General features: G+C 52.6%; 23 protein-coding genes. 10 read left to right on the top strand and 13 right to left on the bottom strand.

The window, feature by feature from the left end:
• Positions 1 to 5: 5 nt before the first annotated feature.
• Both BLW97_RS08090 and BLW97_RS08085 read right to left on the bottom strand, forming a co-directional pair.
• On the bottom strand, positions 6 to 431 hold the full coding sequence (locus tag BLW97_RS08090) for a DNA polymerase III subunit chi (protein ID WP_075322890.1): 426 nt from the start codon (positions 429 to 431) through the stop codon (positions 6 to 8).
• A 10-nt stretch (positions 432 to 441) separates the two neighbouring features.
• Positions 442 to 1,941: a leucyl aminopeptidase gene (locus tag BLW97_RS08085; protein ID WP_075322889.1), complete on the bottom strand. Its 1,500-nt coding sequence runs from the start codon at positions 1,939 to 1,941 to the stop codon at positions 442 to 444.
• A gap of 109 nt (positions 1,942 to 2,050) precedes the next feature.
• Here BLW97_RS08085 and lptF point away from each other — a divergent pair, with 109 nt between their 5' ends.
• From lptF to BLW97_RS08060, 5 genes are all read left to right on the top strand, one after another.
• Positions 2,051 to 3,184 (top strand): LPS export ABC transporter permease LptF, encoded by a 1,134-nt coding sequence (gene lptF / locus BLW97_RS08080; protein WP_075322888.1) that lies wholly within the window; start codon positions 2,051 to 2,053, stop codon positions 3,182 to 3,184.
• Complete coding sequence (lptG, locus tag BLW97_RS08075; protein ID WP_075323625.1) at positions 3,171 to 4,244, top strand: LPS export ABC transporter permease LptG; 1,074 nt, start codon at positions 3,171 to 3,173, stop codon at positions 4,242 to 4,244. Before lptF ends, lptG begins: the two co-directional genes overlap by 14 nt.
• A gap of 92 nt (positions 4,245 to 4,336) precedes the next feature.
• The gene (locus BLW97_RS08070) at positions 4,337 to 6,355 is read left to right on the top strand and encodes a dynamin family protein (RefSeq protein WP_341465660.1); all 2,019 of its coding nucleotides are present in this window, start codon (positions 4,337 to 4,339) and stop codon (positions 6,353 to 6,355) included.
• Between the two features lie 32 nt (positions 6,356 to 6,387).
• On the top strand, positions 6,388 to 7,047 hold the full coding sequence (locus BLW97_RS08065; protein ID WP_075322886.1) for a hypothetical protein: 660 nt from the start codon (positions 6,388 to 6,390) through the stop codon (positions 7,045 to 7,047).
• A 9-nt stretch (positions 7,048 to 7,056) separates the two neighbouring features.
• Positions 7,057 to 8,574, top strand: a complete 1,518-nt coding sequence (locus BLW97_RS08060) for a sensor domain-containing diguanylate cyclase (RefSeq protein ID WP_075322885.1) — start codon at positions 7,057 to 7,059, stop codon at positions 8,572 to 8,574.
• 32 nt (positions 8,575 to 8,606) lie between these two features.
• Here BLW97_RS08060 and BLW97_RS08055 read toward each other — a convergent pair whose 3' ends face one another.
• The 7 genes from BLW97_RS08055 to BLW97_RS08025 all read right to left on the bottom strand — a co-directional run bounded on the left by BLW97_RS08055 (position 8,607) and on the right by BLW97_RS08025 (position 13,513).
• Positions 8,607 to 8,939: a hypothetical protein gene (locus BLW97_RS08055; protein WP_010643119.1), complete on the bottom strand. Its 333-nt coding sequence runs from the start codon at positions 8,937 to 8,939 to the stop codon at positions 8,607 to 8,609.
• A gap of 16 nt (positions 8,940 to 8,955) precedes the next feature.
• Positions 8,956 to 9,648: a glutathione S-transferase family protein gene (locus BLW97_RS08050; protein ID WP_075322884.1), complete on the bottom strand. Its 693-nt coding sequence runs from the start codon at positions 9,646 to 9,648 to the stop codon at positions 8,956 to 8,958.
• A complete protein-coding gene (locus BLW97_RS08045; RefSeq protein WP_075322883.1) occupies positions 9,645 to 10,109 on the bottom strand; it encodes an EVE domain-containing protein in 465 nt (154 codons plus the stop codon). The genes BLW97_RS08050 and BLW97_RS08045 overlap by 4 nt, the downstream gene beginning before the upstream one ends.
• Positions 10,110 to 10,113: 4 nt before the next feature.
• Entirely contained in the window at positions 10,114 to 10,428 is a 315-nt protein-coding gene (cyaY, locus tag BLW97_RS08040) for an iron donor protein CyaY (protein WP_075322882.1), read from the bottom strand.
• A 64-nt stretch (positions 10,429 to 10,492) separates the two neighbouring features.
• Positions 10,493 to 12,301 (bottom strand): DNA helicase RecQ, encoded by a 1,809-nt coding sequence (gene recQ, locus BLW97_RS08035; RefSeq protein WP_075322881.1) that lies wholly within the window; start codon positions 12,299 to 12,301, stop codon positions 10,493 to 10,495.
• 23 nt (positions 12,302 to 12,324) lie between these two features.
• Positions 12,325 to 13,161 carry a symmetrical bis(5'-nucleosyl)-tetraphosphatase gene (locus BLW97_RS08030; RefSeq protein WP_075322880.1) on the bottom strand — a complete coding sequence of 279 codons (837 nt, stop codon included), beginning with the start codon at positions 13,159 to 13,161 and terminating at the stop codon, positions 12,325 to 12,327.
• 4 nt (positions 13,162 to 13,165) lie between these two features.
• Entirely contained in the window at positions 13,166 to 13,513 is a 348-nt protein-coding gene (locus tag BLW97_RS08025; protein WP_010643129.1) for a DsrE family protein, read from the bottom strand.
• 238 nt (positions 13,514 to 13,751) lie between these two features.
• Between BLW97_RS08025 and BLW97_RS08020 the strand changes: the two genes are divergently transcribed.
• Positions 13,752 to 14,576: an ABC transporter permease gene (locus tag BLW97_RS08020; protein WP_242947767.1), complete on the top strand. Its 825-nt coding sequence runs from the start codon at positions 13,752 to 13,754 to the stop codon at positions 14,574 to 14,576.
• Positions 14,573 to 15,610 carry an ABC transporter ATP-binding protein gene (locus tag BLW97_RS08015; RefSeq protein WP_242947766.1) on the top strand — a complete coding sequence of 346 codons (1,038 nt, stop codon included), beginning with the start codon at positions 14,573 to 14,575 and terminating at the stop codon, positions 15,608 to 15,610. Before BLW97_RS08020 ends, BLW97_RS08015 begins: the two co-directional genes overlap by 4 nt.
• Positions 15,611 to 15,630: 20 nt before the next feature.
• Here the strand turns inward: BLW97_RS08015 and BLW97_RS08010 are convergent, their stop codons facing one another.
• Both BLW97_RS08010 and BLW97_RS08005 read right to left on the bottom strand, forming a co-directional pair.
• Positions 15,631 to 15,924, bottom strand: coding sequence for a type II toxin-antitoxin system RelE/ParE family toxin (locus BLW97_RS08010; RefSeq protein WP_075322879.1), 294 nt, complete (start codon positions 15,922 to 15,924; stop codon positions 15,631 to 15,633).
• Positions 15,912 to 16,202, bottom strand: coding sequence for a CopG family ribbon-helix-helix protein (locus tag BLW97_RS08005; RefSeq protein ID WP_010638636.1), 291 nt, complete (start codon positions 16,200 to 16,202; stop codon positions 15,912 to 15,914). The genes BLW97_RS08010 and BLW97_RS08005 overlap by 13 nt, the downstream gene beginning before the upstream one ends.
• A gap of 202 nt (positions 16,203 to 16,404) precedes the next feature.
• Between BLW97_RS08005 and rpsT the strand changes: the two genes are divergently transcribed.
• Positions 16,405 to 16,683, top strand: a complete 279-nt coding sequence (rpsT, locus tag BLW97_RS08000; RefSeq protein ID WP_010638638.1) for a 30S ribosomal protein S20 — start codon at positions 16,405 to 16,407, stop codon at positions 16,681 to 16,683.
• Between the two features lie 195 nt (positions 16,684 to 16,878).
• Here rpsT and BLW97_RS07995 read toward each other — a convergent pair whose 3' ends face one another.
• A complete protein-coding gene (locus BLW97_RS07995; protein WP_075322878.1) occupies positions 16,879 to 18,861 on the bottom strand; it encodes a UvrD-helicase domain-containing protein in 1,983 nt (660 codons plus the stop codon).
• A 29-nt stretch (positions 18,862 to 18,890) separates the two neighbouring features.
• Positions 18,891 to 19,730, bottom strand: coding sequence for a prolipoprotein diacylglyceryl transferase (gene lgt / locus BLW97_RS07990; RefSeq protein ID WP_075322877.1), 840 nt, complete (start codon positions 19,728 to 19,730; stop codon positions 18,891 to 18,893).
• Between the two features lie 135 nt (positions 19,731 to 19,865).
• Here lgt and BLW97_RS07985 point away from each other — a divergent pair, with 135 nt between their 5' ends.
• Positions 19,866 to 20,159: a toxin-antitoxin system TumE family protein gene (locus BLW97_RS07985; protein ID WP_075322876.1), complete on the top strand. Its 294-nt coding sequence runs from the start codon at positions 19,866 to 19,868 to the stop codon at positions 20,157 to 20,159.
• A 1-nt stretch (position 20,160) separates the two neighbouring features.
• Entirely contained in the window at positions 20,161 to 20,526 is a 366-nt protein-coding gene (locus tag BLW97_RS07980) for an HVO_A0114 family putative DNA-binding protein (protein ID WP_010638652.1), read from the top strand.
• Positions 20,527 to 20,586: the final 60 nt, after the last annotated feature.

Genomic DNA, 20,586 nt, shown 5'->3' with positions numbered 1-20,586 from the left:
TCCGGTTAGGCTTCCAGGGTATGTACCTGCAAAGTGTATCCGATGTTCTTCAATGTTTTATATCTCTCTCTTGCCAGGTCGCGAGCGTTGCTCTCGGCTGGAATAAAATCTACCAGTCTTTCACACGCCGGAAGTGGCTCAGGAAGATTCTGCAAGGCACACAACACGGCAACCACGCAGGCATCCGGCCATGGTTGTTGGTAGTGTATGCGCACAGAGTGCTTTGCCCCCAGTCCATGAGGAATAAAAGCATCCGCTTGAAAAGTCCAGAGCATGTCGTCCACGCTCTGAGCGGTTGCCAAATCTGCACAGAGAATATCTACTTCCCCAACAACTTGCCAGACCTTGTTGATGACCCGACAAATGGCGCGCATTTGCTCCTGCGGGGTCAACAGGGTGGCTGGCAGATCATAGAAGGAAGCAGCCGGCAATGTGGCCCCCTCAGGCAGTTTGACGGGATCGGTTGAGAAGATATTCGACCAGCAAAGGGACGGGGCGCCCGGTGGCACTTTTATTTTCGCCGCTTTTCCAGGCTACGCCCGCAATATCCAGGTGTGCCCAATGATAGTTTTCCGTGAAGCGCGACAAAAAGCAGGCGGCAGTAATGGTTCCGGCCGGACGACCACCGACGTTGGAAAGATCCGCAAAAGGGCTCTTCAGCTGTTCCTGGTATTCTTCAAAAAGAGGTAATTCCCAGGCGCGGTCCATACTTTCCTTGCCAGCGCTGATCAGATCATGAACCAGCCCTTCGTGGTTACCCAACACAGCGGCGGTTTGGTGCCCCAGGGCAATAACACAGGCTCCGGTCAGGGTGGCCATGTCAATGACGACATCGGGTTCGAAGCGTTCAACGTAGGTGAGGGCATCAGCGAGAATCAGGCGACCTTCAGCATCTGTATTAATGACCTCTACCGTCAGCCCTTTCATGCTCTTGTGAATATCACCGGGTTTGGTGGCCTGGCCGTCAGGCAGGTTTTCAGACGCAGGCACTACCGTGATGATGTTCAAAGGCAGTTTCAGTTCGGCAGCCGCCTGGATAGCAGCAAGAGCTGCAGCACCTCCACACATGTCATATTTCATTTCATCCATTTTGTCAGCAGGCTTCAGAGAAATGCCACCTGCGTCAAAAGTCAGGCCCTTGCCTACAAAAACAATGGGGGCCTGTTCATCGTTTCCTCCCCAGTATTCCAGAATAATCAGGCGTGGTTCCTGACGGGATCCCTGGGCAACACCCAGTAATAAGCGCATATCCAGTGCTTCCATGGCATCTGGACCGAGAATGGTGCTTTTGATTCCGGTTCGTTGCGCCATGGCTTCGGCCTGTTGTGCCAGCCAGGTGGGGGTACAGATATTGCCGGGTTCATTGGCCAGATCTTTCGCCCAGGCGACTGCCCGTGCGGTCGCCAGCGCTTCGGCACTGGCCTGTTTTACAGCCGCTTCTTCTTCCGCGCCATCAGCTACATTTAAATGCAGATGGGTCAGGCTGCGCCGGGGTTTTTCCGAAGGTTCCTTGTGATGATCAAACTGATAATCGGCATCCATGACTGCCTGCACTACAATTTTGCTCAAAGCTGCGGGTGAGCGACGGGCAACGGGTGTTTCCAGCAGATAAAAACTGACCTGGCTGATTTGCGCCTGCTGCAAGGCTTTGCCAGCACTTTGTACCGCTTTGCGAAATTTGCTGTCCTTAAGCTTGCCATGGGTGCCCAAGCCCAGCAGCATCACGCGCTGGGTAGCCAACCCGGGTAGCTGATAGAGAATTTGGGTTTCCCCACACTGGCCACTGAAGTCTCCCATCGCCATAAATTTCTGCAGGCCGCCGTCACAGGCTATATCCACCAGGGTGGCTGCAGGGCTCAGGATACCGTGTTCATAAACACCGACGACGATGCAATCCACTTTGTCGGTATTGGGCTTGAGGGCATGAATGGCTATCTCCACGGTAAATCTCCTGATAATCTGTGACTGAGGAATTCAATATGAACGAAAGTGTACAAAGTAAGCCCCAAAGGCGCCGTGAATCAAGTGATGGATTACAAGAGAATCGTCCATGACCCGCATCCATCTGCAGATTATCCGTAATATTTCAGTCACCTTTCTGCTGACCTGTCTGGTCATTCTGGCCATTCTGGCGATTGGTCAATTGACCCAACTGCTGAAGCAGGTCGCATCGGGGCAGTTGCCGTTACCGGTTGTCCTGCAATTGTTGGGGCTGGCCCTACCAACACTGCTGGTGACAGTGTTGCCCCTTGCGTTTTTTTTCGCGGTATATCTGGTATTCAACAATTTGTATCGTTCCAATGAAATGGTGGCAATTCGCAGTACAGGCACTGGTTTGACAGGATTATTGCCTGCAGTAGCCGTGGTGGCTGGGGTTGTTTTTTGTCTGGAGCTGGGTTTAGCGTTGATTTGGGCGCCTGCAGCCCAACGCACGCTTCAGTCGGAGTCTGAAAGGCTGGCCAATGTCGCTGCAGAAGCGATGCTGCAGCCCGGCAGTTTCACCTCCTTATCGGGGGGGCGGGTGATTTATGTGGGTTCTGCCATCGGAAAAAATACCCACCGTTACCATGAAATTTTTCTCTCCATCGCCCAAGGTACACAATCCGATATGGCAACCGCAGCTTATGGGGAAATCAAACCGGGTGATGATGGCGCACTCAGTCTGGTGCTTATTGATGGGCAGCGCTATCTCGGTCAACCCGGACAAAATGGTTTCAAGGTGCTGTCATTTGCGCGTTACCGGGTGATGCTTGGCAATTCTGCTATCAATGGTAGCAACCAGGCTGGCGGAATCAGCTGGACTAATGCATCCTTGTCCCAGTTGGTGGATCATTTTTCTGGTCTGGACAGGCGCTATGCGGTGACGGAGCTGCAATGGCGTCTGATATGGCCTATTGCTTTGCCGCTTCTGGCATTGTTGGCAATTCCACTGGCTTACAGCGAGCCGCGCGGTGGTGGTCGAGCCGCCGGAATGTTGCTTGGCGTTCTCTTCCTGCTGGCAATAAATAACGTTCTGATCTATATAAAAGAGCACATGATGGCGGGCAAAATGCCGCTTTTTCCGGGATTTCTCTGGGTAGTGCTGGGCATCGCCTTGATCGCTTTTTATACGTTTCTCCGCCGGAGTCGGGATTTGGGTTTGCTGCCTGTATTGTTCAGTCAGAGTGCGCATGAAACGCGCTGATCGACTGTTGTTTCGTGGCATGCTGGCCTACAGCAGTATTGTATTGCTGTTGTTGTTGGCGCTGGTCTATGTTGCCCAATTGATTGCCAAAGCTTCAGGGCCGGGGCACGGTATCTGGAATATGACGCGACTCATGCAGTACGCGGCTTTGCAAATGCCCGAAGTTGCCTATGATGTTATACCTCTGGCCCTGTTGCTTGGCGCCTTGGTCTGGATGAGTATTCTCAGTGGCCACTCTGAGGTGATTGCCTTGCGCATGTCCGGCTGGTCCCTATGGCGTCTGGAGCAGCCCTTGTTGCTGGTTGGCTTGCTGGGAACGGTGTTGATGTTCGCCCTTGGAGAATGGGTGATTCCTGTTACGGCTCCGGCATCTGAAGCCATGTGGGCCAATGCCAGTCAGCCCGGCGCCGGTTTTCATAATATGGGAAATGAGGGGCTCTGGTTGCGGCGTGATAAGCAACTCATTCAGATTGGTGCAGTGGGTGATTCAGGCAAGATACTGCAGGATGTACGCATCGTCTCACTAAGTCCCGGGATGGTGGGACTGAAGACCATGACCCACGCAGCTTCTGCATATTATGAGGCAGGTCATTGGGTATTGCAGAATGTTGAGTTGACCACGATTTCGCCGCAACAGTTACAGATGCGGCATGAACAAAGCTTGCTCTGGAACATTGACATGCCGCCTTCTACCCTCAGCAGTTTTGCCCATCCGACGCGCACCATGACCCTGCCCACGCTCTGGCGCAACTACCAGAATCTGCAAACCGGGGTAATTAAAATGAATCGTTTTGCCTTGGCGTTCTGGCGACGCTTGAGTTATCCGTGGGTAGGCCTGATCATGATTCTGTTGGCGGTCCCATTTGTCACCCGCAATCCCCGTGGTGGAGGGCTAGCCGCCAGGGTGATGGCCGGACTGGTGCTCGGGCTGGGGTTTCACTTTTTGACGGAGATGTCTGGATATATCAGTGTGTCTGGAGGGATCAGCCCGGTAATGGCTACGCTGTTTCCCATTGTTCTATTTGTTCTTATCGCCGGTTTTTTGCATCGTATTACTTAAAAGAAATTATTGGCTGGTTTTTTTTGTTGTTACCCCGCCTTTTTACATTATAATGTGGCCAACTTCCTAGGAATTGTACAAGACGATTTCAGATGCCCCGGATGTTGGATGGAGAGATGATCATGGCCTTACCGTTGCTGATTAAACACCTGAGAGAATATCATCAATGGCGCATGCGTATCGCAAATGCTGTGGATCAAATAGCAAAGCTTTCTGTCGATTTGGAAATTCTTCCTAGTGGTACCATGTTGCGGATGCAGAATCTATCCCGGGAAATCGCCGGAGATCAGCTGCGTATTTCATTTTTTGGTGAGTTTGCGCGGGGTAAATCCGAACTCATTAATGCCCTGTTTTTTTCAGATCTTGGTGCGCGTCTGATGCCCTCTGGTCCCGGGCAGACCACTATGTGTCCGGTTGAAATTACTTATGGTTTGGCGCCGCCTTCGCTTCAATTGTTACCAATACGCAGTAGAACACTCAATGATTCAATAGAAAAATTGAAGAAAAATTCTGGTCTGTGGACTTTTTCTCCATTGAATCCCGATGACCTGAACGATTGTGCAAAGCTTATGGGACAGTTGACAGAAACTCTTTGTGTTTCAGTGCAAGAAGCCCGAAGTTATGGATTATGCCCGCAGATCAAAGAATTGGGTTCGAATATAGCAACAACGCACTGTGCTTCTTGCGGGGAAGGGATGGTGAAGATTTCCCGTTGGCGTTACGCCTTGTTGCAATGGCCGCATCCGGTTCTGGAGGCCGGATTGGTCATCTTGGACACACCGGGTCTTAACTCTTTGGGCAGCGAGGCGGATTTGGGCCTGGAGGCAGCGCGTAGTGCGGATGCTCTGATATTTGTGCTGAGCGCCGATACTGGTGTAACTCAAAGTGATCTCGCAATATGGGAACAATCGCTCGGACGCCATGCCTTACAAAATCAGTTGGTGGTATTGAATAAGGTAGATACGCTATGGGATGATTTACGAGATCCCGGACAGGAGTCTGCAGTTGTTCAATCCCAACGGGAAAAGACTGCAGGGCAGTTAGGTCTAAATGTTGATCAGGTCATAGCCGTTTCTGCTCAGAAAGGCCTATTAGGTCGCATCCGGCATGATGATCAATTGTCTGCCAGAAGTGGACTGAAAGAGCTGGAAGAGGCCATAGCAGAAACGCTTATTCCAGGAAGGTGCAAATCCATTCTTGATAGTGCGCAACGACTGATTAAAAGAGTGGTTATTGATCAGCGGGTGCTTTTGGAGGAGCAAATCAAGAACCTCGGCGGCGAGATTGAAAGTATGGAACGGCTTCAGGCGCAAACTGGCGAGCAGCTGCCGCGATTGCTGGAAAGGCAGCAAAAACTGTTGCGATCATTTGCCGGTGATCGTGATTCTTTTGTTTTGAAAGAACAAGAATTTCTGGAGTCGGCCAATTCCTGGTTATTACAGGCGCTTTCTTTGGAACAGCTTGATCAGATTGTCGTTTCTGCACGTACCGAGTTGTTGGCTGCCTGGACTACGGTCGGTATTTATGACCGGTTTTCACGGTTTTTTGAAGAAACTATTGCACAATTTGATAATGCTCTGGAACGGGCTAATCGCCTTTCAGCACTCATGTTGGATGCCTATAGAATACTTGAGCAACAGTATGGTTTGCCCAAACTTGACACTATTCCCTATGCTATTTTACCCCGGCGTGCCGAGTTGCTGGCAATGGCTGATCGCTATGAGCGCTTCGGGAAACGTTTGGAAATCGCTGCTTCTACTCAAGGATCTGTAGTTCGCAAAGCCTTTTTCTCTCTCGCCCAGCAAATTGAGGCATTTGTAGAAGAAACCCGAAAAGAGCTGCGCAATTGGGTGAATGAGTCTCTGGATTTGATGAATCGTCAATTAGAGCTTTTTGCTGCTCAGTCGAAAGAGAAAATGGCCGCACTGGAAGCTATTGTAGATTCATCTACCAATATCCAGCCACGTATTCAGTCTCTCAGTCAACAAAGACAAGGTAAGGAATCAAATCTCACAATGTTGAATGAAACTTATGCAGCATTGTGTGATTTGATGGATATAGTTCCGGATTTTGGTTTACGGAAAAACTCCAACGAAGAGTTTTCTATATAGGGGTCTCTGTTATAGATGGCCGGACAATGTTTATGCTGAAAACACTGCTACTCCTATTTTTATTAGTCGGATTGTTTCTAGCTTATCGTGCGCTGGTTAAAAATCGTAAGATGTTCCGGGAGATGAACGCCAAAGCTGATTTGCAGTCTGCCCTGTTGGAAGTGGATAGGCTTCTGGGTGATTCTTTGACCAAAGACATTTCGTCAACTATGCGACAGATGGCAGATATCCTTGCTAAACGTCTGGATGCTTCTCTGGTCTGGATTGGTGTGCAGAAAACAATAGATAACGCTGTAAGCGTCATGTCTTTGGCGGGATCACATAGAGAGGTCGCTGTTAGCTTGACGATTCCTCTTGATGCAGATGGTTCTGTACGGAAAACATTGGATAGTGGGTGCGTCCAGCGTCTGTCGCTTAAGGGAGATGCTTCCTATAAACATTGGCCAATTGCTGATGATGCCACCTTTCATGTGAGTCTGAGTGTGCCATACCGTAGTCTGGATGGTGAAAAGGGTGTTATTGTTTTTTTTCTGCCAAAATCGATAAATACCGTTACATTAAGTCATACTTTATGGACTCGACTAGCAGATGATTTTGTTGTTTTTCTGGAAAGGCGCAAGAATGCTGTCAGTGTCAGTCGTATTTCAGGACATCAGTTAGCGATTGTCGATTTTCTTAAGGATATTCTTTAGGTTAGGGAATTGTCGGCGGCCTATAACCTGGCCCTTTCCGTGCTCACTACGCGTGCTGACGCCCTCAGTGCCTGGATTGTTGCCTACCCCGATAAGAAACAGACGAACACTTCCAATTTATTAGTGGCTTCTCGAGGGCAGATACCTGAGGCTTTACTCAGGATGGGTTTGGAAAATGACAGTGTAAGCCGGCGATGGCTAGATACGGTCATGGAGCGTGTCCGCGAAAAAGAACGTCCTTTTGTGGATGAGCTGCGTTTAAATTCAGCTTTGCAAACCTGGGGAGATACTGAACCCGGAATGAAAAATGTTGCGGTGATCGGTGGATGGCCTTTGTGGGATGATTCAGGTGTGCATGCAGTTTTGTTTGTCAGTAGCACGGATCCCGAATATTTCAGTAATAATCTCCAGATTTTTCTGCATCAGCTCACAGAAATTTTACATGTTGCCGATCAGCAGATCAGCAACAAGGCAGAAATTCTCCGCCGCAATTTGCTGTATCAGGCATTACTGGATGAGGCCGATGCTGTTCTTAAAATGAATGCAGAACAACCTTTGTTAGAAGAAATATGCAGACGTCTGGTAGGCAGCACCTTGTTTGAGTCGGCCTGGCTGACTCGTCCTGCTGAGAATCTATCTCTGGAGACCTTGGCTTTTGTTTCGTCGGTAACCGAGGATGCTAATAGTTTGATGGAGCAAATTACCGCCGATTTGCTGCGCGATAGGGTGCTGCATGTATGGAAAACCGGACAGGCGCTATTTCCCTCAGAAACTGGCAGCGCAAATAGTACGGAGCTCCCGGTTGCGCTCTTGCCGATTATTCGCAACGCTAAGTTGTGGAGTGTTCTGGTGGTGAGATGTTGTCTGGTCGAACATCTCATCAGTGCGGATGTGAACGAGCTCTTGCATAGAGTTGCATCATTGCTGGGTCGCGGTCTGGATGAAATGGACCTGAAAAAGCAACTGGCGGATGAGCAAAATCGGCAAAGCTGGTTAGCCAATCATGACGCATTAACAGGATTGAATAATCGGCGAGGTTTGGATACCTATTTCACCCATGCCATATTGCGGGCGCAGCGCAATAATACCCTGCTGGTTATTTTGATTATTGATTTGGATGATTTTAAACCCATTAATGACAGCTATGGTCATGAAGCGGGTGATCGACTACTGATCAAAGTGTCTGAGGCCTTGAAGAGCGTAACGCGTAGTACCGATTTTCTGGTACGCCTCGGGGGGGACGAATTTGTTATTTTACTGGAAGGTTTGCATAAGGCGGATGATCTGCTGCCGGTCATGGATAATATATACAAAGCCGTAGTTACGCCTTTCGTGCTAGAGGCTGAAATTAAGGTATCGGTAGGCTGCAGTGCCGGTCTGACCTTGTATCCTGAAGATTCAGCCAATTCAGACGGTTTGTTGCGCCATGCGGATGAAGCCCTTTATGTTGCCAAACGTAACAAACAAAGCCGCCCCCGGTACTGGGTAAGTTATCTGGATATTCTGGCGGCTGAAAAAAAAGATTAGCGAGCAGCACCTGATTCAGGAAATTGCAGCTCTTACTGCCGCTGCCGGATGAGTTCCTGATCAAAGGCGTTATCCAGTTCCTGGGACAATTTGAGCACCTTGCGAAAAATGAAAGGGTCGGCATCGTCGGCCTGGGCGCGCAGCCGCAGGCGAGCCAGTCCGTCAAAACTGTGGGCACGGTCTACCGGATCACCCAAAGCCTGACAATGGTTTCCCTGGTAAATGGCGATAAGCACTTCCGCCGTCAGGGGGTCTTCCAGCGTGTTGTTTTGGGCAGCCTGTAAGGCTTCTGCGGGGCTCAGATCACCGAGCAGAGGATATCCCAGGTGATGATTCAAAAATTCCACCAACTCTTGATAAGTCATTACTTACTCCAGAAAATCAAAGGGACTGGGTCATGCCGTCATTCAGCGAGATATTACAGGCATCAGCGACACGTTGAAAATAATATTGCAGATCCAAAGGAATGGTCACGCCATCCAGCAATCTGAGTAAATGCAGGTCGGCGGTCAGGATAATATCCACCAGTGACAAATCACCTGTGTAAAAGCGCTGGCGAGCCAGGATTTTGCCCAATTCGCGTAATCGTCCCCGACTCTCAAGTTGCTGGTACGCGCCGTAGCGATCATTGGCCAAAGCCTCGACGGATTGCTGGAAACGGCGTTCACATTCGTTCCGATAAAAATTCATGTCTTCTTCATCATGACTGATTTCAGCATAAGCCGGCAAAACCGGAGCGATCAGTCTTTCCAGCAGCGGTGTCAGGCTGTTGCGCCACTGACAAAAAGCCGCCCATTCCGGCTCGGCAATATTCTGCTGCATAGGTAGACTTTCGGGATAGAGCCGATCCAGTTCCGCCAATTCGGGCAGCGACGCCTGCTGCTTCTTGCCATTGGCATGGACCAGTACCGGCAAGTCCGCATAGTCCAGATCAAAAGCGGTTTCCTGGTCGCGCAGGGCACAGGGATGATCTTGCCAGTGCAGTTTTTTGGCGCTCAACACCATCCGCAGCATCTGCCCGGCAATCGATGACCAACGGTGATACAGGTGGATTTCGCGGGCGGAATCGCTCATTGGCGACCATCGTCAACAAGGCTTAGCACATGCTGCCATTGGCTTTGGGTGATGGGCAGAATGGACAGGCGGTTGCCTTTGCGTACCAGGGGGCTATCCGCAAATTCCGGCATGTTGCGCAGGCTATCCAGGGAAATGCATTGCGTAAAACTACGCCGATAGGCAACGTCCACCAGATCCCAGCGGGGTTTATCAAGGCTTGAGCCGGAATCGTAATAATGACTGTGCGGATCAAACTGGGTGGGGTCGGGTCGGGCGCTGCTGACGACTTCGGCCATCCCGACAATTCCCGGCACCGCGACCCGGGAATGATAAATAAAAATGCCATCCCCCGGCTGCATGCTGCGCATAAAATTCCGTGCCTGGTAATTACGGATACCGTCCCAGGGTTCCTGGCCGCGCGCCTTGAGATCATCCAGAGAAAAGGCTTCAGGTTCAGTTTTCATTAACCAGTAGGCCATTATTTCAGTCCAGGACGATGTGGTCATGTAAACGATGGCTGAGTAGCCGGCCCAGGGCGGTCGTCAGGTTTTCTCCCGTCTGGCTGTCCAGCCATTGATCATCTTTGGCCGAAAAGCGGGCGGGACCATCACTGCAGGCCAGCCAGATTTGCTGAACGGCCTCCTGACGATTGATGATAATCTGGCTGCCATCGGGCAGGAGCAGGGTGAGCACGCTGTCCACCAGATCACATTCCACATCCACAGTGCGTTCCTCAATGCGGGTCAGCAATTCTGTCAGAGTGTTTTCAACGGCGACGGCAAAGCTTTTTTCGTTCATTCGGGTTTCCTCAAGTTTGGTCCTATGATGCGACCTGACCTGTTGCAGGGCAAGTTTTGATCCATCAGGACCGGCCTGCGTGATTCAGTAATATGGCCAGAAACGATTCCCCATAAGCGGCGAGTTTGCGTTCACCAACGCCGGGCACCGTGGCGAGACTGGCCAGGCTCAGGGGGCGCAGGCGCAGCATTTCCATCAGCGTCGCATCATGAAAGATCACGTAGGGAGGTACTCCCTGGGTTTGTGCCAGGGCGCGGCGATGCTGACGTAAATCTTCCCATAGTGCTTTGTCGCTGGCGGGAATTTCCTGGACCTTCTCTTTTTTTCGGGGCTGGGCGTTGTCGTGCTGGCGCAGGGTGAGGGTTTGTTCGCCGCGCAAAATGGGACGACTCAGCGGACTCAGACGCAAGCCACCATGTCCTTCGCTATCTACTTCAACCAGGCCCCGGAGTAACAGATGGCGGAACAAGGCGCGCCAGGCGTTGGCAGATAATTCCTTGCCAATGCCATATACCCGGAGTTGATGATGGCCCCATTGCTGAATACGGGGATCATCGCGGGCAAGCAAGACATCGACCAGATACTGAACTCCAAAACGCTGACCCGTGCGGTGTACCGCAGAGAGGGCTTTTTGTGCAGCGACGGTGGCATCCCAGGTGGCCGGAGGGGTCAGGCAGTTGTCACAATTTCCACAGGGCTGGGCGAGGGTTTCGCCAAAATAGCTGAGCAGGGTCTGGCGCCGGCATTGCGTCGTTTCACAAAGAGCGAGCATGGCATCCAGTTTTTGGCCTTCCATTTGCTTGCGTTGCTGGTCGGCTTCAGATTGCTGGATCATCTGCCGCAGTTGCACCACATCCTGCAGGCCATAATGCATCCAGGCTTCAGCCGGCAAACCGTCACGCCCCGCCCGACCGGTTTCCTGATAATAGGCTTCGATACTTTTGGGCAAATTGAGATGGGCCACAAAACGCACATTGGGCTTGTCGATACCCATACCAAAAGCAATAGTTGCTACAATAATGACACCCTCATCGCGTTGAAAACGCTGTTGATGACGACGCCGTTCATCTGCGGAAAGGCCGGCATGATAGGGCAGGGCGTCCAATCCTTCAGCCTGAAGCCATGTAGCTATTTCTTCGACGCGTTTACGGGAAAGGCAGTAAACAATGCCTGCTTCACCATCATGGTGGTCGCGAATAAAATGCAGCAGGGCGTTGCGCGCACCCTGGCTGCTGCTGTGGATGTGGTAGCGGATATTGGGACGATCAAAAGACCGGGTAAAAATGCGTGCGCGTTGCAGTCCCAGCCGTTCGATGATTTCCAGGCGGGTTTTGGGGTCTGCTGTAGCCGTCAGGGCAATGCGCGGTATGGCTGGGAAGCGCTCGTGGAGAACCTTCAGTTGCAAATATTCCGGGCGAAAATCATGTCCCCACTGGGATACGCAATGGGCCTCATCAATCGCGAAAAGATTGACCTGACATTGTTGCAGCAGGCGCAGGGTACGATCCTGCAGCAGACGCTCGGGGGCAATGTACAGTAAATCCAGTTGGCCGCTGCGCAGGGCTTCTTCTGTTTCGCGGATTTCCCGGGGCTGAATGCTGGAATTAAGAGCCGCCGCTGCAACCCCCGCCTGCCGCAAGGCATTCACCTGATCTTCCATCAGCGCGATGAGCGGTGATATGACTACACCAGTACCCGGACGGGCGATGGCAGGAATCTGATAACACAATGACTTGCCGCCCCCGGTAGGCATCAACACCAGTGCGTCCTGGCCGCTCATGAGTGTGGCGATGACTTCCTCTTGAGGGGCTCGAAACTGTTCATAGCCGAAAGTGTGGCGGAGGATTTCGAGAGAGGGCGTAATGGTGGGCATGTCGGCTGAGCTGATGTTATTCCTTAGTTGCCGGGTTGAGCATAGGCGGGGCAATTGATCTGCTGAATCAGTGGCTCGGCGAGATCAATGCGCGCTGCGCTCAACTGCCGACCCCAGACGCAGCCGCTGTCCAGGGCCAGCAAGCGGTCATGCACCAGCAGACCCTGAGTCGCCCAATGCCCGCAGATAATAGAACCACTGCTCTGCCGTTCAAAAAACCATTGATGCCACGGCGCATACATATGCGCAAGGTCTTTGGGTAGGGTGCTGGGCCAGCTGAAAAGACCATCTGCGGTGACATAACGGGCGCGGGTAAATACCGCCACCCGAAAACGCTGGGCGTCATCTTCGTTGCGGCAACCTTCCCAGCGATCCGGAGCGGGCGCAGCCCACAATGATTTCAAAAAGCGTTTCCAGTGCGGGCCGCATAGTGCCTCCTGCACCTGCAAAGCATGCTCTGCAGCGCTGGAAATGTCCCAGTCGGGATGGATGGCGGCATGGACCATCGTCCAGCCCAGCGCTTCGTCATGATGGAGCAGGGGCTGCTGCCGTAACCAGTCCAGCCAGTCACCGGCATTTTTGTCAGCGAGGAGTACCGCAAGGGTGTCACTTTTTTTGGCGGGAACAATACCCGCCCAGCGCGAAAGGGCATATAAGTCATGATTACCCAGCACAATCTGGAGGCGATCCTGCCAGTTAAAAAGCTTTTTCAGCAATGGACGACTATCGGGACCACGATTCAGCAGGTCACCTGCCAACCAGAGGTGGTCATGCTGCACATCAAAGTCGACTTTTTGCAGTAGTTCGTTGAAAGGGGCACAACAACCCTGCAGATCTCCTAAAGCGTAAGTAGCCCCCATGGTTTTAAAGGGTGATGACCTGATCGGAGATTTTCATCTGGCGGACCAGGGTTTTCATGCTGGCAACCTCAATGCTGGAGTTGAGCAGGGATTTTTCAGACTGATGCAGCCATTCCAGGCCGACCACATATATCTTCGCACCCAGTTCCTGAAGTTCATGAATAAGATCCTGATGAACCAACTGTTTTGCTCCGGTTTGCTCATCCAGAAAAGCCAGGGGGCAGGCTTCCTGAGCAAGAAAAACGCTCACCTCAACGCCATCCGCCACAGCCGACGCCGCCATGCGCAGGCCGTGCAGAACAGGATTACCCTTTGCTTCGGGGTCGGATTTGAGGAGGATGGTCCAGTGCATTATGTCTGACTCTTTAATGGATAGTTAACGCTATTTGTTCCATAAGCATAGCATAAAAAAGCCGGAATTAATGTATGTACTATTCGACCTTGGCCAGAGCTTGCTCTGTAGACCGTTGCTGCGCCGGGCTGTTGCTGTAGGCTTGACTGGTTAGTGCCGCAGCGCTATAACCTTGCGGATATGTTTATCTGGGAATAACGTAAGGATTTCCCTGACACGCCTTTTGTGGGGAGGGGTATTGCAAAGCGCGGATCATGGCCCAGGCTTTCCGGCCTATCGGATGACAGCGGGTTTTGACCGTTTTCGCTGGATGGGGCCTGCTTTGGCTGGCCTGGTATTTGTCTTTTTGCTGGCCCCCTTTGCCGCGCTGCTATTTGCGACGGACTGGCCTGATTTTCATTTTGCCGATGGCGATCTTGGTGCAATCCGGACTTCCTTACTTTACAGCGCGTTGGCCCTGATTATTTCCGTGCTGGCCGGAACGCCGCTGGCCTGGTGGCTGGCGCGCGGGCAGGGCCGTGGCAAGTGGTTTTTTGATGCCCTGCTGATGTTGCCCCTGCTGACGCCACCCCTGGCTCTGGGTATTTTACTGAGCAGTTTTTATGGTCCCTATTCACCCGTGGGTACTTTATTCAGCCATGCCGGCATCTATCTCACCAATACGGCTCCGGCGTTTATCCTCGCCCAGATTTATGGGGCGATGCCTTATTATATCATCGCAGCGCGGGCAGCTTTTGAAGGTGTTCCCCGCGAACTCGAACAAATCAGCAGGACATTGGGGCGCAACCGAGTTCAGACTTTTTGGCGGGTCACCTTACCGTTGGCGCGCATTGGTTTGTCAGCCGGGGTGGCCCTGGCCTGGGTACGGGCCATGGGTGAGTTTGGCATTGTGTTGATTGTGGCTTATTTCCCTGAGGGAATCCCGGTCAAATTGTGGGTCAATTTGCAAGATATTGGTCTCAGTGCAGTTTACCCCTTGCTGTGGATATTTTTTCTGGTGGCTGTCCCCTTGCCGCTCTGGATTGGTTTGCGCGCCCGGCGGCAGACGCAGGCCATGTTTTGAAGCCATCGGCTCCCGCCCTGCACATTCATTGCCAGATGCAGCAGCCTCTTGCCCTGGATATCAGCTTGCAGGTACACGGCTTCACCGTACTGTTGGGCGTCTCCGGTGTAGGTAAATCATCGCTGCTGAAGGCCGTTGCCGGTTTGCTCCCGGCACAGGTCAATCCTTACGGAGATCTGGCCGTAGAGCAACGACCCATTGCTTATTTGCCTCAGGGCTATGCACTATTTCCGCACTTGCGGGCCTGGGAAAATGTCGCATTTCCCCTGTCGCGCTCTGCCCATCGCCATATGGATGCCCTGGCCTTGCTCCAACGGGTTGGTCTTGAAGATTTGGCGAATCGTTTTCCGTCTGAACTTTCCGGTGGCCAGAAACAGCGGGTGGCTCTGGCGCGGGCGCTGGCACGAAAACCGCAGTTATTATTGCTGGATGAGCCCACTTCAGCGCTGGATATGGCGACCCGGGACGAAGTGCTGGATGAACTGGTAAGGGAAGTTCACGAATTCGGGATTCCTGTACTGGCGGTCAGTCACGATCCGCATCTGGCGATGCTGGCGGACCATATGGCTATTTTGCGCGATGGCCGCATTGTCCAGGAAGGCGCCCCCGCCGAAGTGTTTGCACGGCCGCGTCATGTTGCTTCAGCCCGATTGCTGGGTTTCCGTAATTTTCTATCGGGTCAGATTGCCAGTTCTGAGCACAACTCCCGCCTGCAGGTAGCGGGCTCCGGATGGCAGATGCAGGCTGGGTGGCAACCAGCTCTGTCGGTAGGAATGCCCGTACAACTGGCCATGCGCGCAGAAGACATCTACCTGCAAGAGGATGGGGCAGCGCATTGTTGTCCCAATCCCTTGTCGGTGCAGGTCAAGGCTTGCCGAAAGGAAGGTCTGAGCATGCGCCTTTATCTGGAAGGACCCGCCTCACTGGAAATGCTGCTATCGCGCCAGCAGGCCGAAGACGCACAGATCACCGTGGGAAACTTCCTCAAGGTCTGCGTGCAACCCCGACATGTGCAGGTAATGACGGCAGAATGATTCAGCGTTTTTGACAAAAGTCAAAGCCCGGCCTCCTTCTGGTGCCAAATGGCCAGGATCGTCACCAGCGCAGCGCCGTCATAGCGATAGCGGGCCACATATCCTCTGTCGCCAAACTCGATCAGCCATTCCCTGAATTCTTCCGACAAGCCCTCAACCGTGCGCCCAATATGCGGATGATGTCCAAGTGCTTGCAGGGATTGCACGATGGCTGCAGCAGCCCGTTTAGCAGCTGCCGGGTTCTTCGGACGCAAAAATTCACGCAACCGCTCCAAGTCCCGCAAGGCAGCGGGCGCGAACTTTACTTGTGGCATGCCGGTGCAGTCTGCTCATTGTCGTCGCCCCACGTTTCCAGCCAGGCGATTACTTCGTCTCCAGTGACGTGCAGGCCGGTTTCCTGATATTCCTCCCATGCCTTGAGCGTACCCTGCCGGAACGCCTCACGCTTTTCCTCGCGCTCTACATATTCCTCAATGGCCTGTCGCATTATCCAATGCGTTGTGCGGTGTCGGACATCGGCAAGATGCCGGATGCGATCGCGTATATCGTTATCCAGTTTCACCGATACGGTTTTTGCTGCAGTGGCTGGCATAGTTTACCTCCTGCTATCAGTAATAGGTGTTACCTTATTACACCTGAACAGCGAATGCCAAGGTCTTCCCCGTCGCGACTACGCTGCGCCTGCCACCCCGGCATGTGCAGATAATCCGTTGACAATGTTGCAGGAAAGGGTCAAAATTTGCAGCTTCAAATTTCATCAGTAATCAGCTACGCAAAGACACGGAGAGTAAAACTTGGCGAATACAGCTCAGGCGCGCAAGCGCGTGTTACAAAACGAAAACCACCGCTTGCGCAATGCCAGCATGCGTTCACGCCTGCGTACCTACGTGAAGAAGGTGCTCAAGGCCGTCCACGCTGGTAATCAGGAAGAAGCCCGCGTGGCCCTGCATGCCGCAGAATCGGTCATCGACAAGACTGCCGGTAAGGGAATCGTTCATCCTAACGCTGCTGCACGTACCAAGAGCCGTCTTTCTGCACGCGTCAAGGCGATGGGTAGCGTCGCCGCACACTGATTGCAGCGCGCTATTGTCACTAAAAGGGGCTGTCTGTGGATGGCCCTTTTTGCGTAAGCGTCATCCGGTGGGTGTCTTGAATGCTTTTTGTTCCTGCGATGCGGTCATAGTTGCTTACATGGATGCTCCATGCGTGCAAGATGATTTTGATGTCTGGCGTATTGATGCAGAATCAGATTAGTTTTTACCTGGCATTCAGTTTTTACCCAGCATTTCGCGCAGGCGGGCAAAAGCCACGGCGGGGTCCATGGTCTCTGCCTCGCTGTCTGCACCCTGCCAGTCCAGATGTTCCTTGGGGATTTCCTGCAAAAAGCGGGAGGCCTTGGGATTGACGTCCTGACCATAGCGCCGTCGTTTGCGGCAGCGGCTAAGGGTCAGGCGGAAACGGGCGCGAGTCATTCCCACATAAAACAGGCGCCGCTCTTCGGCGATTTGTTCCGGGGTTTCACTGTTACGATGCGGCAGTAACTCCTCCTCCGCGCCCACCAGAAACACTTGGGGAAACTCGAGGCCCTTGGCAGCATGCAGGGTCGAAAGGCGCAGCACATCGCGGTCATCGTCTTCTTCCCGCTCCAGCACATTAAACAGCATCAGCCGGTTGAGAATTTCCACCAGGGTTTGCGGGCCATCTTCCTGCTCCTGCAGGCGCTGCATCCAGGCCAGTAGTTCCTGAATATTCTCCCAGCGCCGGGCAGCATCTTTTTCGTCCCCTTCATTGTGCAGATAGGATAAATAGCCAATGTCATCGGGCAGGCTCTGCAGAGCGGGCATCAGCTCCGCTTTCTGGACTTCATCGGCTTTCAGGTTGACCCATCCGGCAAAACTGCGCAGGGCGTTGCGGCCTTTTTCCGGCAGTTCCAGCCCATCTTCCCAAACCGCAGCAAACAAAGACAAATTCTGGGCCTTGGCAAACTCGCCCAGCTTTTCGAGGGTGCTGCTGCCAATGCCCCGACGCGGGGTGTTGACCGCGCGCAAAAAGGCCGGATCATCATCAGGGTTACTCAGCAAACGCAAATAGGCCAGAAAATCCTTGATTTCGCTGCGCTCAAAAAACGACAACCCGCCGGAAATCTGGTAAGGAATGCGGGCATTGCGCAAAGCCGCTTCAAAAGGACGGGACTGATGGTTACTGCGATAAAGAATCGCATAATCCCGATACTCTCCCTGGCGCTGAAAACGGTCACGGAGAATGGCGTTGACCACCTGTTCGGCTTCATCACTTTCATCGGCGCAGTTCAACACCCGGATGGGATGACCATCGCCCAGATTGCTCCATAGGCGCTTTTCAAAAAGATGGGGATTTTGCGCAATCACCGCGTTGGCGGACTGGAGAATACGGCCGGTAGAACGATAATTCTGCTCCAGCTTGATGACTTTCAGGGCCGGATAATCCTGGGCCAGACGATGCAAATTGTCGGCTGCGGCCCCCCGCCACGAATAAATACTCTGATCATCATCCCCTACAGCGGTCAGGTTGTGACGCACGCCCAGCAAATTGCGGATCAGACGATACTGGGCACCATTACTGTCCTGATACTCGTCTACCAGTAAATAACGGATACGATCCTGCCAGGCCGTGCGGGCTTCCTCGTTTTCCTGCAGCAGGCGGGTAGGGAGCAGAATCAGATCATCCAGATCCACTGCATTGCAGGCACTCAGGGCACGTTGATAGGGCTTGTAGATGACCGCTGCTTCTTCCCCCAGCCGATCTTCCCCCTGGGCCTCCTGGGGCAGAAATCCGTCATTTTTAAAGCGCGAAATGCGCGCCTGAATGGCCTCTGCCAGATCACTGGGACCATTGGCATCGCGCAGCAGGTTGCGCACCATGCTGAGACTGTCTCCCGGATCAATGACGCTGAAGTTGTTGCGATAACCCAGGCGTTCAATGTCCTTGCGCAAAATATCCAGGCCCAGACGATGAAAGGTAGATACCATCAGGCCCCGGCTGTTATGCCCCTGCAGGGATTGGCTGACCCGGCTTTTCATTTCGCGGGCGGCCTTGTTGGTAAAAGTCACCGCGCAAATATGTCTGGGGGCCACCTGTTGATCACGAATCAGATGCACAATTTTACGGGTGATGACCCGGGTTTTGCCGGAACCCGCGCCAGCCAGAACCAGCAGAGGGCCATGAACGTGGTGGACGGCCTCCAATTGCGGTGCATTGAGTTCATCAGCCACTGGTCAGTAGCTCCCGAAAATGTCGAAAATCAGTGTTCGCTGACGGTTTTGCTGGAGGCTGCCGTGTTTGTTGCCGGCGGTGACTCGGCAAAGCCTCCCTTGTACGCCCACCAGATAATCACCGGGCCAAGAATAATCATCGGTACGGACAAGACCTGTCCCATGGTGAACGGGCCAAACACAAAACCCAACTGAATATCGGGTTGGCGGGCAAACTCAGCCACAAAACGGAAAATGCCGTAGAACAGGACGAACATCCCGCCTATTGCTCCAGCTGGGCGCGCTTTGCGGCTGTAAATAGCCAGAATCAGAAACAACAGCACCCCCTCCAGCAGAAATTCGTAAATTTGCGAAGGCTGGCGCGGTTGCGGTCCACCGGCAGGAAACACCATGGCCCAGGGCAGGTGACTGACCCGGCCAAACAACTGATCGTTGATGAAATTCGCCAAACGCCCCAGCCCCAAGCCAATGGGTACGGCCGGTGCAATAAAATCGAGGGTGGGCAGAAAACTGTGAGCTTGATGAGATTTGGCAAACGCCCAGCAGGCCAGCACCACGCCCAGCAATCCGCCATGAAAGGACATGCCACCATCCCATATATACAGCATCTTGATGGGTTCACTGAGATAGTAGGGCAGGTTATACCAGATAATGTAACCCACCCGACCACCCAATATGGCCCCGACTGCCACATAAAATTCCAGATCGACGACCTGCTCCTTGCGCCAGTTCCAGTGCGACATTTTGCCACGCCGGATCAACCACAGGGTCGCAATGACAAAGCTGATGATTTCAAGCAATCCATACCAGTGAATGGTAATTGGGCCCAGGGGAAAACCAACGGTATTGATATCAGGAAAATGCAGCATGGGTGTCCTCACAATTTCCCGCAACCATGGCCGAGCCACTGCCTTCTGTCAAGTTGCAGCAAGCCACCAAAATAAAATTTGAGGTGATCGCGAAGATAAGTGGCTTGTTTGGTATCAGAAGTGATATATTTAATCATGGCTGACAAGAAACTGGTTGATGAGGTTCATCATATTTCCAGAAAGCGAGGGAACGGGCAGCTGCGCCGGGAAGTGTGGGTGGATGAAAGGGGCGAAGTAACACGGTACAACCTGGCGTATATCAATCATGCGATATGCGCCGTGGATAACGGTCGCGTTGTGGGATATGACAACCAGCACGGATACCACCATCGTCATTATTTGGGGGATATGCACCCGATAGATTTTATCAGTTTTGAGGATATCGAAGCACGTTTTGAAGAGGATTGGATGGCCTTAAGGAGGCAATAAAATGTTACTGCAGGTAGCCCATGAAAAAACGTTCTTTGAACGCGGCAAGAAAATTGCCCGTACAGCAGATGCCGGACAACCCATTTCCGAAGAAAAAATCATCAGTTTTGAAGACCCCTCAGACTTGCTGCATCTGCTGACTACAGCCCGACTTGCTCTAATGCAAGTGGTTTTGGAAAGACCGCTTTCCATTACCGAGATTGCGGAACGTCTCGGGCGTGATCGTAGTGCTGTGAAGCGGGATATAGACGTGCTGGCGGATTCCGGGTTGGTCATTGTCGAGGAAAAACCATTGCCGGGTCATGGACGAAAAAAAGAAGTGCGGCCTGCTGCGCATTCGCTTCGTCTGGAGGCTGTATTAGCATAATGCGGGTTATTGGGGCAGAATCTCGCTTTAAAGCCATTCAGGGGGGACCGTCATGGCAGA

This window comes from Acidithiobacillus albertensis (assembly GCF_001931655.1).
GTDB classification, from domain to species: Bacteria; Pseudomonadota; Gammaproteobacteria; order Acidithiobacillales; family Acidithiobacillaceae; genus Acidithiobacillus; species Acidithiobacillus thiooxidans.
The sequence above is the reverse complement of the archived record's forward strand: the minus strand, read 5'-3'. Positions and strand labels throughout refer to the sequence as shown.